The following is a 15,134-nucleotide window of genomic DNA, read 5'->3' as shown; positions in this document are numbered from 1 at the left end:
GTACCAAGGGTGGGATCGTAGCGATATGGACACGCTGACCCTCCTTCTGCACCCGGTGCGCCTGCGGATCATGCACGCCATGTCGGGCGGTCGCGCTCGTACGGTCGGTGACCTGTGCGCAGATCTGGCCGATGTGCCGAGGACCACCGTGTACCGGCATGTCGGGCTGCTGGCCGAGGCGGGCGTGCTCGAAGTGGTCGGCGAGCAACGGGTGCACGGCGCGGTCGAGCGCACCTACCGGCTACAGCGAGCCCGGACGTTGATCGACCGTGACATGGCCGCGTCGATGTCACTGGAGGACCATCGCGCGGCGTTCACGACGGGCCTGGGGGTGTTGCTCAGCGAGTTCAACGCCTACCTCGACCGGGAGGGAGCGGACCCGTTCGCCGATTCGGTGGGGTACACCCAGTCCACGTACTGGCTGACGCCCGACGAGCTCGCGGACCTGATCAAGCAGGTGAAGGCCGTGATGACGGCCCGCCGGGGCAACGGGCCGGCGGTAGGCCGGCGGCCATACTTGCTGAGCCCGATCCTGTTCCCCACCGGCGGCACCATCGCGGAAGGCGACGCATGAGGCCCTGACGCCCATGTGCCCGTGAACCGCGGGACGCCGACGCCGGCCAGCCGGAGCGCCGGCGGGTGACGAGCAGAGCCGATGTCCTGAGGGCGAGGTGGCTCGGACTGCCGGGCGATCATGCCCAGTGCCGTCCCGACGTTTCCGGGCGGCCCCTTCAGTGACTTCGAGGTAGGGACCGCTCGCTGCTTTGTCACGGTTTCCTGACGTCACGGCGCGGTATCGAGCCGCGGAACCGTCGCACCGGGGCCGTAAAGTTCTGCTGGCCGGTACTTTGCCGAATCGTGGGGAACGGAATGCCGCAGATCGCGCCGTTGCAACCGGGGGATCCGACCAGGCTCGGTCCCTTCGTGCTGTCCGGCCGTCTCGGTGAGGGCGGGCAGGGCGTGGTCTACTTCGGCCAGGACCAGGCCGGCGAGCGGGCCGCGGTTAAGCTGCTGCACGTCAAGTTCTCCGGCGACGCGACCGCCAGGTCCCGCTTCGCGCGGGAGCTGCGCGCCGCCCAGCGCGTGGCGAGCTTCTGCACCGCCCGCGTCCTGGCGGCCGACCTGGAGGGCGACACACCGTACATCGCGAGCGAGTTCATCGACGGGCGGTCGCTGCGCGATGCCGTCGAGGAGAACGGGCCGCTGACCGGCTCGGGCCTGGAGCGGCTGGCGGTCGGCACGGCCACCGCGCTCACCGCGATCCACCAGGCGGGCATCGTCCACCGCGACTTCAAGCCCGACAACGTGCTGCTGGCCGTGGACGGCCCCCGGGTGGTGGACTTCGGCATCGCCCGCATCCTCGACTCGACCGCCACGATCACCAGCCGGGCGATCGGCACGCCCGCCTACATGGCGCCCGAGCAGATCTCCGGCGGCAGCGTCGGGCCCCCGGCCGACGTGTTCTCCTGGGCCTCCACGATCGCGTACGCCGCGACCGGCGACGTCGTGTTCGGCGGCAAATCGATCGCGGTCGTGCTCAATCGCATCCTCAACCACGACATCGACACCGGGATGCTGCCCGAGCCGCTCGGCGGAGTGGTCCGGGCGTGCCTGCGCAAGTCGCCGGACGAGCGGCCGACGGCCGACCAGATCCTGCTGCGCCTGCTGGGCCGCGCGGTGTCGGGCGACGCGTCGGCGGTCGTGCTGTCCGAGGGGGCCGCGCACGCGGCCGACCCGGACGCCACGCGCCTCGCGCGCACGGGTCCGGGCCGCGCCCTGGCCACGGGCGCGGGCCCCCGACCGGCGGGCGGCGTGCGGACCGGGGACGGCGCGGGGCCCGGAACCGGCGCGCTGAGCGGCACCGGCGGCCGCGCCGGGAACGACGTGCCGACCGGGGCGTCCCGATCGGCCCTGTCGTCCTCCGGCCCCACCGACCCCAGGTTCGGTGGCACCCCCCGCGAGGGTGCGGGCCCCGGCGCTCACGGGGCCGTACGGTCCGATGCGGGGGAATCCGACGCGACGGGGCCCGTGCCCCGGATCGGGTCGGCCGGGATCCAGCCGGACGCGACCGGCCGGGCGCGGCGCCGCCGGAGGGGCCTCGTCGGCGTGCTCGCGGCCGTGCTCGCCGTCGTGGCCGCCGGGGGCGCCGTCATCGCGGCCAAGACCGGCTTCGCGTTCGGCGGCGCGCCCGAGGACGGCGGCACCGGAGACGCCGTGGTCACGCCGCGGCCGAGCCCGACGTACGCCTCCGTCTACGAGAAGGCGCGGCGGACCGGGCGGCTGACGATCGGCGTGCGGTGGGACGTGCCCGGGGTCGGCCTGGAGCAGGCCAGCGGGTTCAGCGGGTTCGACGTGGACGTCGCGACGGCCATCGCCAGGAGCCTCAAGGTTCCCGCGAACGGGATCACCTTCCGCAGGGTCGGCGTCAACGACCGGGTGCGCGCGCTGACCGACCACGCTGTGGACATGGTCGTCGCGACCTACTCCTACGACGACAACCGCGGCGACGCCGTCACCTTCGCCGGGCCGTACTACACGGCCCACGCCGACCTGCTGGTGCTCGCCGGTTCGCGGATCAAGAAGCTGGAGGACCTGGCCGGGCGCCGGATGTGCGCGCCCGCCGGCAGCACCACCGCCCGGCTCGTCGCCGACAAGGTGAACGTCGAGCAGGTCCGGGCGGGCAACTACGCCGAGTGCATGGATCTGCTGACCTACGGCAAAGTCGACGCCGTCCCGGGGGACGACCTCATCATCGCCGGCTTCGCCGACCGCGTGGCGAGCCTGAAGCTGTCGGTGCTCGGCCTGCGGCTGACCGACCAGCGCTACGCCGTCGGCCTGCCCAGGAAGGACGTGCGCACCTGCCGGGTCGTGGAGGACGCGATCAGCCGCATGTACGGCGACGGCACGATGCGTGACCTGCTGCGCAAGCACTTCGGCAACGTCGCCTTCGATCCCGAACGGGACGCGCCGCCCAAGCTCGCCTGCCGGTAGGCCCGGCTGCTCGTCCCCGGGCCGGCGGTCAGGCCTGGCGTTCGAGCTGGGCCATGGCGTCGTTCGCCCACTCCAGCGTGGTGCGGGTCTGCCGGATGCCGAGGTCCAGGGCGAGGTCGCCGAACTTGACCCCGGACGCCCCCTCCGGGACGGGGAGGGCGTGTTTGGCCGCCCACATCGCCTCCAGCTCGGCCAGCTTCTGTTCCACGTACGCCTTCAGCCGCTCCAGCACGTCCAGCGCTTCGCCGGGGTCGAGCAGCGGGAGCAGGAACGCCTGCAGCGCGACCTCGCTGCGCGCGGGACCCGTGGGGTCGTGTCCGATCAGCCAGGCGCGCAGCTCCGCGCGGCCCTCCGACGTGATCGAGTAGATCTTGCGCCCCCGTGCGCCCTCCGCCTCCACCGTGACCAGCCCGTCGGCGGTCATCTTCGCCAGCTCGGGATAGATCTGGCTGTGCCCCGCCTGCCACACGTGGGCCACCGACCTCTCGAACCCTTTCGCCAGGTCGTAGCCGCTCGCCGAGCCGTAGGCCGTCAGCAGACCGAGAAGAGCGATGCGCAGGGACATGCCCCTCACTATACCTCCGGATTGACATGTCAAAGCTTACATGTCACCTTCGACATATGCGATCCAGAAACGGACTCCTCCTGTTCGCCGTGCTCGGCGGCATGTTCCTGGCGATGCTCGACCAGACGATCGTCGGCACCGCGCTGCCGAGGATCACCACCGAGCTGGGCGGCACCGGCCTCTACACCTGGGTGGTGACCGCCTACCTCCTCACCTCGACCGTCACGGTCCCGCTCTACGGCCGGCTCTCCGACGCGTACGGGCGAAAGCCGCTCCTGCTGGTCGGGGTGGTCCTGTTCCTGCTCGGCTCGATCCTTTCCGGGGCGGCGCAGAGCATGGGGCAGCTCATCGCCTTCCGCGGCGTGCAGGGGCTCGGCGCGGGCGCGCTGCTGCCGCTGTCGCTGGCGCTGGTGATCGACCTGTTCCCGCCGGAGCGCAGCGGGCGGGTGCAGGGCGCCCTCGGCGGCGTCATGGCGCTGAGCTACATCGCCGGGCCGTTCCTCGGCGGCCTGTTCACCGACCACGCGAGCTGGCGCTGGGCCTTCTACGTGAACGTCCCGATCGGCGCCGTCCTCGTGGCCATCATCGTGTGGCGGCTGCCGCACCGGCCGGGGCACGGCGGGGCGCGGCCCGACTATCTCGGCATCGCCGTGTTCAGCGCCGCGATCAGCGCCCTGCTCGTCGGACTGACCGAGAAGGGGATCGACGGCCACACCTGGACGAGCGGGCCGGTGATCGGGCCGATCGGCGCGGCGCTCGCGCTGCTCGTGGTGTTCGTCCTCGTCGAGCGGCGGGCCGCGGAGCCGATCGTGCCGCTCCACCTGTTCGCGAACGGCACGTACTCGCTGGTCAACGTCGCGTCGTTCTTCACGGCGTTCTGCATGTACGCCGGGGTGGTCTTCCTGCCGCGCTACTTCCAGGAGGCGCACGGCCTGAGCGCCACCTCCTCGGGGCTGCACATCTACCCGCTGATGCTGGCGATGGTCGTGGGCAGCGCGGTCACCGGCGCCCTCATCTCGCGCACGCGCCGCTACAAGCCGTGGCTGGTGATCGCGCCGGTCTTCCTCGTCGCGGGCACGGCGCTGTGCGCGAACCTCGAGGTCGGCACCTCGACCCCGCTGCTCGTCACCTGGATGGCGCTGATCGGGCTCGGCATGGGGCCCATGCTGTCCGGCCTCACCGTGGCGATCCAGACGTCCGTCCCGCCCCGCTACATCGGCACGGCCAGCGCGAACCTGACGTTCTTCCGGCAGATCGGCGGCTCGGTCGCGCTGGCTGTCGCGGGCACGGCGTACGCGTCGGTGGTGACGCGGGAGGCGCCCGTGCACGGTTTGCCCGCGGCCCATGCCGCCGCGACCGCGACCGTCATCCCCTGGCTGGGGGTCGTGGGCGCGGTCGTCGCCCTCCTCGCGCTCGCCCTGCTGCCCCGGGGAGGTGTGCGGCTCGACAGGCCCGCACCGCATCAGGACCTCGTCGCCGCGTGAGACGGGTGTGAGACGGCACTTCAGCGGCGCTCCGAGCGGCGTGTCGGACGGTGCGCGGGGCCCGTCCGACACGGTTGAATTGATCTCAAGCGTTCGGGGGAGCGGCAGTGGGTCGTAGGGTCGTCACGGGTTTGGTCTGTGTGTTCGTCGCCGGAGCGCCGCAACCGGCGCTCGCCTTCTCCGGGGAGGCGCCACCCCGGCCGGCGCCGGTGAAGGAGCCGTTGCGAAATCCGTGGGGCACGGCCGATCTCGCGGTCGGCATCACCGCCTCGCCGAAGGTGGCGCAGCCGGGGCAGCCGCTGACCTACCACGTCACCGTGCACAACAAGGGCCCGGGCGACGCCGTGCTGCCGACGCTGCGGGTCGCGCTGCCGAAGGACTTCCAGATCGTCAACGTGGGCGTGGCGGAGTGCGAGCCCGGCCGGGCGCGCAACCGGGTCGTCTGCCACTCGTCCGACGACGTCCTGCCCGGCGGCTCGGGCGACATGACGATCACGGGGGTGATCGCGCCGGGAGCGCACGGCCCGCTGCGGGCGCGGGCCGACCTGTCCTCCGAGGTGCTCGACCAGGACGAGGCCGACAACACGGCCGAGGCGGTGACCAGGGTCGACGAAGGGGCCGACCTGGCGATGCGGTTCCGCTCCTCGACCAGGTTCATCCGCCCGGGCCACTGGTTCTCCGTCCGGGCGGAGGTGCGCAACCGGGGGCCGCGCGTCGTGCGGGACGCCTACGTGTTCTTCCAGCCGCGCGAGGCCCGGCTGCTGTCCGCCAGGGGCGGGCGCTGCCGGGGGAACCGCCAGTTCGTGGGGTGCTCGCTGCCGCCGATCAGGTCGGGGTCGCGCGGGCTGCTCGAACTCGTGTTCCGGGTGCCGTCCCGGGCCTCGCACGCCGTGGCCACGATGGCCACCGTCTACTCGCGCCGCTACGGCGACCGCCGCCCGGCCAACAACAAGGCGAGCGTACGGGTGGCCCTGCGCCGCGCCTGACCCGGCGGCGCGCCGTCAGCCGGGCCGGGCCGCCGGTTCGCAATCGCGGATGGGTTCAGGCGGGCTTCGTGGAGGCGGTCCAGGCGTCGGCGACCATGTCCCGCAGCGTCTCGTGAGCCGGCTTCCAGCCCAGCTCGCGCCGGATCTTCTCCGACGACGCCACCAGCACGGCCGGATCGCCGGGACGGCGCGGCGCCACAGTGGTCGGAATGGGGTGCCCGGTCACCTCGCGGCAGACGTCCACGACCTCCTTGACCGAGAAGCCCGTGCCGCTGCCGAGGTTGTAGATCCGGTGCTCGCCGGGCGTGCAGGCGTCCAGGGCGAGCAGGTGCGCGCGGGCGAGGTCGGCGACGTGGACGTAGTCGCGGACGCAGGTTCCGTCCGGAGTGGGGTAGTCGGTGCCGAAGACGCTGACCGACTCGCGCTCGCCCAGAGCCACCTTCAGGACGTTGGGGATCAGATGGGTCTCGACCGTGTGCCGCTCGCGGAACTCGCCGTACGCCCCGGCCACGTTGAAGTAGCGCAGGCTGACCGCGCCGAGGCCGTACAGCCCGGCGAAGGCGGTGAGCGCGGTGTCCACGGCGAGCTTGGACGCGCCGTAGGGGTTGCCCGGGCGGGTCGGGTCGGTCTCCAGGATGGGAGTGCGTTCCGGCTCACCGTAGGTGGCGGCGGTGGAGGAGAACACGATCCGGTTCACCCCGGCCTGCCGCATGGCGTCGAGCAGCGCGAGCGTGCCGCCGAGATTGTGCGACCAGTACAGCCCCGGCTTCTCGACCGACTCGCCCACCAGAGACTTGGCCGCGAAGTGGAGCACGGCGTCGCACCCTTCGGACAGCACGCCGCCCGCCTCGGTGATCGACGCCTGCACGAACGCGGCTCCGGGCGGCACGGCGTCGGCGTGCCCGGTCGACAGGTCGTCGAGCACCGTGACCTCGTGCCCCTCCTCCAGGAGTTGCGCCGCCACGACGCTGCCGATGTACCCGGCTCCACCAGTAACCAGCAGCTTCACTGTTTGCTCCTGTTCAAAAGTGTTGGATTATGTACGTCCAGGGGCTAGCTTACGCGCTTCCCATGAGGAGCGGGTTAAATGCCACCAGTACCGCAATCTCAGCAAGTGACAGGAGATTGCGACGACCGGCCTGGCCTGCCTGACACCCGAACGGACTGATGACGTGAGCAACGTCGCGGTGACCATCGCCTTGGTCCTGATATTCATCCTGATCGGCGGATTCTTCGCCGCGGCCGAGATGGCGATGGTCTCGCTGCGGGAGAGCCAGATCCGCCGCCTGAGCCGCGACGAGGGACGCCGCGGCGCGCGGGTGCAGAAGCTCGCCCGCGACCCCAACCGCTTCCTGTCGGCCATCCAGGTCGGGGTGACCGTGGCGACCGTGCTGTCGGCCGCGCTCGGCGCCGACGCGCTGGGCCCGCGGTTCGCCCCGGTCCTGGAGCAGTGGGGCCTGCGGCCGAGCGTGGCCGCGACCGTCGCGTTCGTGGCCGTCACGCTGGCCATCTCGTACGTGACCCTGGTGCTCGGCGAACTGGCACCCAAGCGGCTCGGCCGGCAGCGGGCGGAGAACCTGTCGCTCGTGACCGCCCCGCTGCTCGACCGGATCGCGACGCTGTCGAGGCCGGTGATCTGGCTGCTGTCCAAGTCGACCAACGGCGTCGTACGGCTGCTCGGCGGCAACCCGTCCGCCGACAGGGCGGCCATGACCACCGAGGAACTGCGCGACATGGTGGTGGGCCACACGGACCTCACCCAGGACGAGCGCGATGTGATCGCCGAGGTGTTCGCGGCGGGCAAGCGGCAGCTCAGGGAGGTCATGCTGCCCCGCACGGAGGTCGAGTTCATGGCGGCGGACACCCCGCTCGCCGAGGCCGCCGTGCTCGCCGCGGCCATGCCGCACTCCCGGTTCCCCGTCTACCGCGACACCTACGACGACGTCATCGGGTTCGTCCACGTGCGGGACCTGCTCGACCCGGTACGCACCGGGCGGCTGGAGCCGATCAGCGAGGTCGTGCCGATCCGCCCGGTCAAGCTCGTGCCGGCGAGCAAGCGGGTCCTGGCCACGCTCGCGGAGATGCGCGACGAGGGCCACCACCTCGCCATCGTGGTGGACGAGTACGGCGGCACCGACGGCATCGTGACACTGGAGGACCTGGTCGAGGAGCTCGTGGGCGACATCCGCGACGAGTACGACGAGAGCGGCGACGCCGTACGCGTGATCGCCGGAGACGTGGAGGTCGAGGGACTGGTCAACCTGGACGAGTTCCACACCCAGACGGGCGTGCGGCTGCCCAGCGGGCCTTACGAGACCCTGGGCGGATACGTCATGGCATCCCTCGGCCACCTGCCCCAGCGTGGCGAGGTCGCCGAGGCGCCGGGCGTGAAGCTGACGGTGACGGAGATGGACGGCCGCCGCGTCTCCCGCGTCCGCGTCACCCGCACTCCCCCCGAAGACGCGGCGCCCGCGGCGGCCGGCTGAGCGGCGGGCGTGTGCGGCGGCCGGCTGAGCGGCGGGCGTGTGCGGGGCCGGTCGAGTGCCTTCCCAGCCGGCGCCCAGGAGAGGCGTCCCCGGTGAGGACGGGGCCCGCGCCCTGGCCGCGTCTGTCGCGGGCAGCCCGCGACTGCTGACAGAATTGCCGTATGGCTCTTGCTCGCGTCCTGTCCGGTATCCAGCCCACCGCCGACTCGTTCCACCTGGGCAACTATCTCGGCGCGATCCGTCAGTACGTGGCACTGCAGGACACTCATGAGGCCTTCTTCTTCATCGCCGACCTGCACGCGCTGACCGTCGCGCCCAAGCCCGAGGAGCTGCGCCGGCGCACCAGGATCGCCGCCGCCCAGCTGTTCGGCGCGGGGCTCGATCCGGAGCGCGCCGCGGTCTTCGCGCAGAGCCATGTGCGCGAGCACAGCGAGCTCGCCTGGTATCTGATCTGCCAGACCGGTATGGGCGAGGCCGGGCGGATGACCCAGTTCAAGGACAAGTCCGCGCGGTACGGCGAGAGCTCGGCCAGCGTGGGCCTGTTCACCTACCCGATCCTCCAGGCGGCCGACATCCTGATCTACCAGGCCGACCAGGTGCCGGTGGGAGTGGACCAGAAGCAGCACCTGGAGCTCAGCCGCGACCTCGCGCAGCGCTTCAACAGCCGCTACGGCCAGACGTTCAAGGTGCCGAGCCCGTACATCCTCAAGGAGGTCGAGAAGATCACCGACCTCCAGGACCCGACCGCCAAGATGTCCAAGTCGTCGTCGAGCCCGCAGGGCATCCTCGACGTGCTGGAAGAGCCGAACGTCCTGCGCAAGAAGATCATGCGCGCGGTGACCGACACCGGCAGCGACGTCGTCGCCGACGAGGAGAACAAGCCGGGCGTCACCAACCTGCTGCGGATCCTGTCGGCGCTGACCGGCACGCCGATCCCCGAACTGGAGACGCGGTTCGCCGGGCAGGGGTACGGCACCTTCAAGAAGGAGGTCGCCGAGGCCGTCATCGAGACGTTCTCCCCGATCCGGGAGCGTACGGAGAAGCTGCTGGCCGACGAGGCCGAGCTCGACCGGATGCTGGTCGCGGGCGCCGCACGGGCCCGCAAGGTGGCCCGCGAGACGATGGAGCAGGTCCGCGAGCGCCTCGGCCTGCTGCCCGCGCCGCACTCCGAGTGAACCGCGTCTGAGACCGCGGCCCCCGCCCCGGGCCGCGGTCGCCGCACGCATCGAGACGCCTTCTCCGGGTACACAATGCCGATGGGGATGGCGATGGTCGACCAGGTCACGCGGCGCGTCGACGAAGTCAGGGCGTGGGGCCGGATGTGGGTCGAGCGTGACCGGATCCGCTTTCCCTGGTTCGACCACCTCATCAGGACCGTCCAGCGCTACCAGGTGCAGTCGGGGGACCGGCTGGCGGGCGCCTTCACCTACTTCGCGTTCCTGTCGTTCTTTCCGCTGATCGCGCTGGCGTTCGCGCTGTTCGGGTACGTCGTCACGATCCGTCCGGACGCGCTCGCCACGCTCACCGAGGCGATCAACAGCCAGCTTCCCGGGCTCGCCGGGCAGCTCCACATCGACCAGCTCGCCGGGGCCCGGGCCCGGGCAGGGCTGATCGGCCTGCTCGGCCTGCTGTACGCCGGGCTGGGCGCGATGGACGCCCTGCGTGGGGCCCTGCGCACCGTCTGGATGACCTGCGAGCCGCCGCTCAACTACTTCGTCGGCAAGCTCCGCGACCTCGTCGCGCTCGTGCTGATGGGCCTCGCCATGCTGGTCTCGGTGATCGCGAGCGGGTTCGCCACCGGGGCCACGAGCACGGTCGCCGGATGGCTCGGCCTGGGCTCCTCGCCGCTGGCCGGCGTCGGGGTCTGGCTCGCCGGGATCTCCGCGAGCCTCGTCGCCGACCTGCTGCTCTTCCTGGTCATCCTCGGCTGGCTGGCCAAGCCGTCGCAGCCGTTCCTCGTCGTGCTCAAGGGCGCGCTGCTGGGCGCGGTCGGCTTCGGCGTGCTGAAGCAGCTCGCGGCGCTGATCCTGTCCTTCACCCTGCGCAACCCGGTGTACGGCACGTTCGCTGTGGTCGTGGGGCTGCTGCTGTGGATCAACCTGTCGGCCCGGGTGATCCTCTACGCCGCCGCGTGGACGGCGACGGCCACGCTGGGCCCGCCGCCCGAGCCCACCCCGCTTCCGTCGCCCGCGATCACGCCCACGACCGGCCCCGCCTGACCGCGCGCCTTCAACGCGGGCGCAACCCGTTGAGCGCGGTCTCCACGACGGTGTCGGCATACTCGGGGGTGAGCGGGCCGCTGCGCTGGAGCCACCGGTTGAGCAGCGGTCCCCACAGCATCTCGATCGCGACATTCAGGTCCAGGTCGCCGGACAGCTGCCCGGCCCGCTGCGCGCTGCGCAGCCGCTGCTTCTTCAGCTCCTTCATCGGTCCGTCGAGCCGTTCCGCGTAGGCCGCGGCGAGCGCGGGGTCGTGCAGGATCTCCGTGTTGAGCGCGCGCATCGGCTCGTCGTACCGCGGGTCGTTCAGCTCGGCGACCGTGGCGCGCAGGACCGCCTTGAGGTCGGCGTCCAGGTCGCCGGTGTCGGGCAGAGCGGGCGAGTCGCCCGTTCCCTCGGAGAGCATGAGGAACGCGTCGAAGAGCACCGCCCCCTTGGAGGGCCACCAGCGGTAGATGGTCTGCTTGCCGACCCCGGCCCGGGCGGCGATCCCTTCGATGCTCAGCTTCGCGTAGCCGACCTCGCCGACGAGTTCGAACGCCGCGATGAGGATGGCCCGGCGTGAGGCCTCGCTGCGGCGCCTGGTGCCGGGAGCCGTCCCGTGCTGTGCCGTCATGCCGCAGAACCTACCAAAGACGAGACGAGACGATCCGTCTTGACAGGGTTCGGCTCTGGACGCCACGATTGCCTTCACGAGACGAGACGTCTCGTTTAGTAAGTCGAGCTGATTGGAGCCGCAGTGCGTACGACGACCGCCGATTCGGGACGGGTCTGGTTCATCACCGGTGCGGGGCGGGGTCTCGGCCGGGCGTTCACCCAGGCGGCGCTCGACAACGGCGACCGGGTGGTCGCCGCGACCAGGACCGTCGCGCCACTGGAGGGCCTGGCCGCCGAACACGAGGACAGGCTGCTCGTGCTCTCCCTGGACGTCACCGACCGTGCGGCGGTCTTCGCCGCGGTCGCCCGGGCGACCGAGCGCTTCGGCCGGCTCGACGTCGTGGTGAACAACGCGGGGATCATGTCCATGGGGATGATCGAGGAGTTCACCGAGGCCGAGGCCCGCGCCCAGATGGAGACCAACTTCTTCGGCGCGCTGTGGGTCAGCCAGGCCGTCCTGCCCTGCCTGCGCGCTCAGGGATCCGGGCACATCGTGCAGATCTCCAGCGTCGGAGCGCTCGGCGGCTTCCCCACCACGGGGCTGTACAGCGCGAGCAAGTTCGCCCTGGAGGGCATGAGCGAGGCCCTGGCGATGGAGGCGGCGCGGTTCGGGGTCACACTCACCATCGTCGAGCCCGGCGGCTACTGGACCGATCTGTACAGCAGCATGACCGCGACCACGCCGATGCCCGACTACGCACCCCTGCGGGCGGAACTGGAGAAGCAGTGGGCGGAGGGGTCGGTGGACAGCGACCCCCGGCTCGCCGCCGAGGCCGTGCTGAAGGTCGTCGGCGGCGACGAGCCGCCGCTGCGGCTGCTGCTGGGCGGTACGGCCTACGACCTGGCCTTCGACGTCTCACGCCGGCGGATGGAGACCTGGGCCCGCTGGGAGGATGTCAGCCGCGCCGCCGAGCACGCCATCCCCGCCCCGCCTGCTCGCTAGCCGTCGGCGTCGCCGGGTCTCTTCCGGCGTCGGCGCAGGCCGTACGCGCCGAGGGCGAGGACCACGAGGGCGCCGCCGCCGATCAGCAGGGGGGTGGTCGCGCCCGCACCCTTCGAGGCGGAGTCCTCTCCCCGCGCCTTGGCCGCACCCGCGTCGGCCGCGCCCGGCGTCGTGGAGGGCCGTACGGCCAGAGGGGAGGAGGAGGGCTTGGGGTCGGGCGCCGGCGTGACCAACTGGCCCACAGGGGCCGCCTTGCCCCTCGCGGCGAAGCCCCAGTCGAGCAGCTTGGAGACCTCCTCCCAGAAACCTCCGGGGTGATGCATGATCACGACGAGGATCGTGTGGCCGTCACGCCGGGCCGCGCCCACGAAGCTGCCCAGGGCCTTGGACGTCCAGCCGTTCTTGACGCCGAGCATGCCCTTGTAGCTTCCCAGGAGCCGGTTGTGGTTGGCCATCTCGTAGTAGGCGGGCGCGGGGGACTCACTGGCCTCGGAGCCGTCGCGGTGCTTCTTCTTCTTTTTCTTCTTCAGGTAGTCCTTGGGCGCGGGGAACTTGGCGACCTTCGTGCTGATGTATTCGCGGAAGTCCGGGATCGCCAGCCCGGCCCGCGCGATCAGGGCGAGATCGTAGGCCGAGCTGCGCTGGCCCGGGGCGTCCAGGCCGTTCGGCGTCTTGGCCACCGTGTCGTACGCCTGGAGCTTGCGCGCCTCCGCGTTCATGTCGGCGAGCGTCTTCTTCAGGCCGCCGTTCGCCTCGGCGAGCGCGACCGCGGCGTCGTTGGCGGACACCATGAGGAGCGCCCGCATGAGGTCGTCGATCGTGTAGATCGGCTCGGGGACGATGCCGACGGCGCTGCCCTCCACGTTGCACGCCTCGTCGCTCGGCTTGACCTTGCGGTTCTTGTCGAGCTTGGGGATCAGCGTCACGGCCGTCAGCGTCTTGAGCGTGCTCGCGGGCAGGTAGTGCCCATGCGGGTCCTTGGCCGCGAGCACCGCGCCGGTGTCGGCGTCGGCCACGACGTACGCGCTGGCCTCGGTCTTGGGCGGGGGTTCGATGCCGGCGGGCCGGATGATCCCGTGGCCGGCCAGCCGGTCTCCGCCCACTGTCCCGTTCCCCGTGCCGGTCTCCCGCGGCGTCAGGGCCGGCACGGCCCGCGCGCCCGCGGCGGGAGGGGCGCCCAGCAGCGCCGTCGTCAGCACTCCCGCCGTCGTCACGGTCGCGGCGAGAGCCCGCAGGTTCGTCCCCATAGATCGCTCAGCCTAGCCTTGACTGCCTTCGCATGAAGCGACATATGCCCCATATGCCACAAGGCCACGCAGGTGGCCGCCCGATACTGTCAGCATGACGAGACGCGTATCGATCTTTCTTGTGGCACTCGCCGCTTTCATGATCTTCGAATGGATCAACCTCGGCTTCAACCTCGCCGACGGGCACGAGACGTCCTTCTACGTCGTCCACGGCGTACTCATCGCGGTGAACATCCTCCTGGCACTGGCGCTCGGGGCGGTCGGCGTGCGGGGATGGATGAAGGGTAGGGCGTGAGCCTGGAACGACCTTGTCCGCTGTGACCTGAGGGTCCACAGGGACCGAACGTGATGGAGGCAAGCTTTGGCGATCGACTTCAATCCCTCGCGTGGCGCGACCCTCGGCGTGGAGTGGGAGCTTCAGCTCGTCGACCGGCATACGCGTCATCTCCGCCAGGACGCCAAGGAGGTGCTCGCCGCGGTTCCCGACCTCAGTGAGGGGCAGCGGCCCAAGGCCATGCACGAGCTCATGCAGTCGCAGGTCGAGATCGTCACCGACGTCTGCCACACGGTGGCCGAGGCGGTGCAGGACCTGAAGAAGAGCATCGGCCGGCTGACCGAGGCCGTCGAACCGCGCGGCATCGGGCTCGCCTGCACGGGGACCCACGCGATCAGCGACTGGCGCGACGCGGTGTACGCGCCGAGCCAGCGCTACGTGGAGCTGGTCGAGGACCTGCAGTGGCTCGCCTGGCGGATCCAGACGTTCGGCGTGCACGTCCACGTGGGCGTCAAGGAGCGGGACAAGGTCATTCCGATCGTCAACGCCCTCGCGGCGTACCTGCCGCACTTCCTCGCGCTCACCTCCTCCAGCCCCTATTGGGGCGGGCAGGACACCGGGCTGGCGTCGAGCCGGGCCATCGTCTTCGGCTCGCTGCCCACGGCCGGACCGCCGCACCTGCTGGCCGACTGGGCCGAGTTCGAGGAGTACATGGACACGCTGCTGCGGGCGGGCACGATCCGCAGCATCAAGGAGGTGTGGTGGGACATCCGGCCGCATCCCGACTTCGGCACGATCGAGGTCCGGATGTTCGACGGCATCCCGACGCCGCGCGAGGTGGGCATGGTGGCCGCGCTGTCCCAGTGCCTCGTGCAGCAGTTCGACCAGCAGATCGACCGGGGGTACAAGCTGCCCCATCCGGCGGCCTGGGTGGTGCGCGACAACAAGTGGCGCGCCACGCGCTATGGCCTCGACGCGGACGTCATCACCGACGACCATGGCTCCACGGCGCCGATGCGCGACGTATTGTATGAACTTCAGCGTGAACTCGAACCCGTCGCCGAGCGGCTCGGCTGTGCCGACGAACTGGCGGTCGTGACCGAGGTGCTGGAGCAGGGGAGCTCATCCGAGCGCCAGCGGGCGATCCTCGCCGACGGAGGGACCCTCCAGGACGTGGTCGACGCCACGGTCATCGAGCTCGCCGAGGACAGGTTCGTCACCTCGAACCCCAACCGTGAGATCGGACAATCGGGCGCCTGACGGGGTAGGCCTGATATGTCCG

The 15,134-nt window shown here is 71.1% G+C and carries 14 protein-coding genes; 10 read left to right on the top strand and 4 right to left on the bottom strand.

Features of this window, described 5'->3' with window-relative positions; genetic code table 11:
* The first annotated feature begins 25 nt into the window (after nt 1-25).
* Nucleotides 26-574, top strand: a complete 549-nt coding sequence (locus FH610_RS07445) for a helix-turn-helix domain-containing protein (protein ID WP_139573533.1) — start codon at nt 26-28, stop codon at nt 572-574.
* A 284-nt stretch (nt 575-858) separates the two neighbouring features.
* The gene (locus FH610_RS07440) at nt 859-2,991 is read left to right on the top strand and encodes a serine/threonine-protein kinase (protein WP_139573532.1); all 2,133 of its coding nucleotides are present in this window, start codon (nt 859-861) and stop codon (nt 2,989-2,991) included.
* A gap of 28 nt (nt 2,992-3,019) precedes the next feature.
* On the opposite strand, the gene FH610_RS07435 is transcribed toward FH610_RS07440, so the two are convergent.
* A complete protein-coding gene (locus tag FH610_RS07435; protein ID WP_139573531.1) occupies nt 3,020-3,556 on the bottom strand; it encodes a PadR family transcriptional regulator in 537 nt (178 codons plus the stop codon).
* Between the two features lie 56 nt (nt 3,557-3,612).
* Between FH610_RS07435 and FH610_RS07430 the strand changes: the two genes are divergently transcribed.
* The gene (locus FH610_RS07430; protein ID WP_240808820.1) at nt 3,613-5,040 is read left to right on the top strand and encodes an MDR family MFS transporter; all 1,428 of its coding nucleotides are present in this window, start codon (nt 3,613-3,615) and stop codon (nt 5,038-5,040) included.
* 221 nt (nt 5,041-5,261) lie between these two features.
* A complete protein-coding gene (locus tag FH610_RS07425) occupies nt 5,262-6,026 on the top strand; it encodes a CARDB domain-containing protein (protein WP_161627935.1) in 765 nt (254 codons plus the stop codon).
* Between the two features lie 55 nt (nt 6,027-6,081).
* Here the strand turns inward: FH610_RS07425 and galE are convergent, their stop codons facing one another.
* Nucleotides 6,082-7,035 (bottom strand): UDP-glucose 4-epimerase GalE, encoded by a 954-nt coding sequence (gene galE / locus FH610_RS07420; protein ID WP_139573528.1) that lies wholly within the window; start codon nt 7,033-7,035, stop codon nt 6,082-6,084.
* 163 nt (nt 7,036-7,198) lie between these two features.
* On the opposite strand from galE, the gene FH610_RS07415 reads away from it, so the two are divergent.
* The 3 genes from FH610_RS07415 (at nt 7,199) to FH610_RS07405 (ending at nt 10,731) form a co-directional block, all read left to right on the top strand.
* Nucleotides 7,199-8,512, top strand: a complete 1,314-nt coding sequence (locus FH610_RS07415) for a hemolysin family protein (protein WP_139573527.1) — start codon at nt 7,199-7,201, stop codon at nt 8,510-8,512.
* A 161-nt stretch (nt 8,513-8,673) separates the two neighbouring features.
* Complete coding sequence (gene trpS, locus FH610_RS07410; protein ID WP_139573526.1) at nt 8,674-9,687, top strand: tryptophan--tRNA ligase; 1,014 nt, start codon at nt 8,674-8,676, stop codon at nt 9,685-9,687.
* Nucleotides 9,688-9,768: 81 nt separating this feature from the next.
* Nucleotides 9,769-10,731, top strand: coding sequence for a YihY/virulence factor BrkB family protein (locus FH610_RS07405; RefSeq protein ID WP_240808819.1), 963 nt, complete (start codon nt 9,769-9,771; stop codon nt 10,729-10,731).
* A 10-nt stretch (nt 10,732-10,741) separates the two neighbouring features.
* On the opposite strand, the gene FH610_RS07400 is transcribed toward FH610_RS07405, so the two are convergent.
* Nucleotides 10,742-11,347 carry a TetR/AcrR family transcriptional regulator gene (locus FH610_RS07400; RefSeq protein WP_139573525.1) on the bottom strand — a complete coding sequence of 202 codons (606 nt, stop codon included), beginning with the start codon at nt 11,345-11,347 and terminating at the stop codon, nt 10,742-10,744.
* Nucleotides 11,348-11,470: 123 nt separating this feature from the next.
* On the opposite strand from FH610_RS07400, the gene FH610_RS07395 reads away from it, so the two are divergent.
* A complete protein-coding gene (locus tag FH610_RS07395) occupies nt 11,471-12,331 on the top strand; it encodes an SDR family oxidoreductase (RefSeq protein WP_139573524.1) in 861 nt (286 codons plus the stop codon).
* On the opposite strand, the gene FH610_RS07390 is transcribed toward FH610_RS07395, so the two are convergent.
* A complete protein-coding gene (locus tag FH610_RS07390; protein WP_139573523.1) occupies nt 12,328-13,578 on the bottom strand; it encodes a D-alanyl-D-alanine carboxypeptidase family protein in 1,251 nt (416 codons plus the stop codon). The two genes, FH610_RS07395 and FH610_RS07390, sit on opposite strands and share 4 nt — an antisense overlap.
* 94 nt (nt 13,579-13,672) lie before the next feature.
* Here FH610_RS07390 and FH610_RS07385 point away from each other — a divergent pair, with 94 nt between their 5' ends.
* Nucleotides 13,673-13,873 (top strand): SCO4848 family membrane protein, encoded by a 201-nt coding sequence (locus FH610_RS07385; RefSeq protein WP_079316017.1) that lies wholly within the window; start codon nt 13,673-13,675, stop codon nt 13,871-13,873.
* A gap of 66 nt (nt 13,874-13,939) precedes the next feature.
* Nucleotides 13,940-15,112, top strand: a complete 1,173-nt coding sequence (locus tag FH610_RS07380) for a glutamate--cysteine ligase (protein WP_139573522.1) — start codon at nt 13,940-13,942, stop codon at nt 15,110-15,112.
* Nucleotides 15,113-15,134 lie beyond the last annotated feature (22 nt).

The sequence above is a fragment of the Microbispora catharanthi genome, from assembly GCF_006334915.2.
Classification (GTDB): Bacteria; Actinomycetota; Actinomycetes; order Streptosporangiales; family Streptosporangiaceae; genus Microbispora; species Microbispora catharanthi.
The sequence above is the reverse complement of the archived record's forward strand: the minus strand, read 5'-3'. Positions and strand labels throughout refer to the sequence as shown.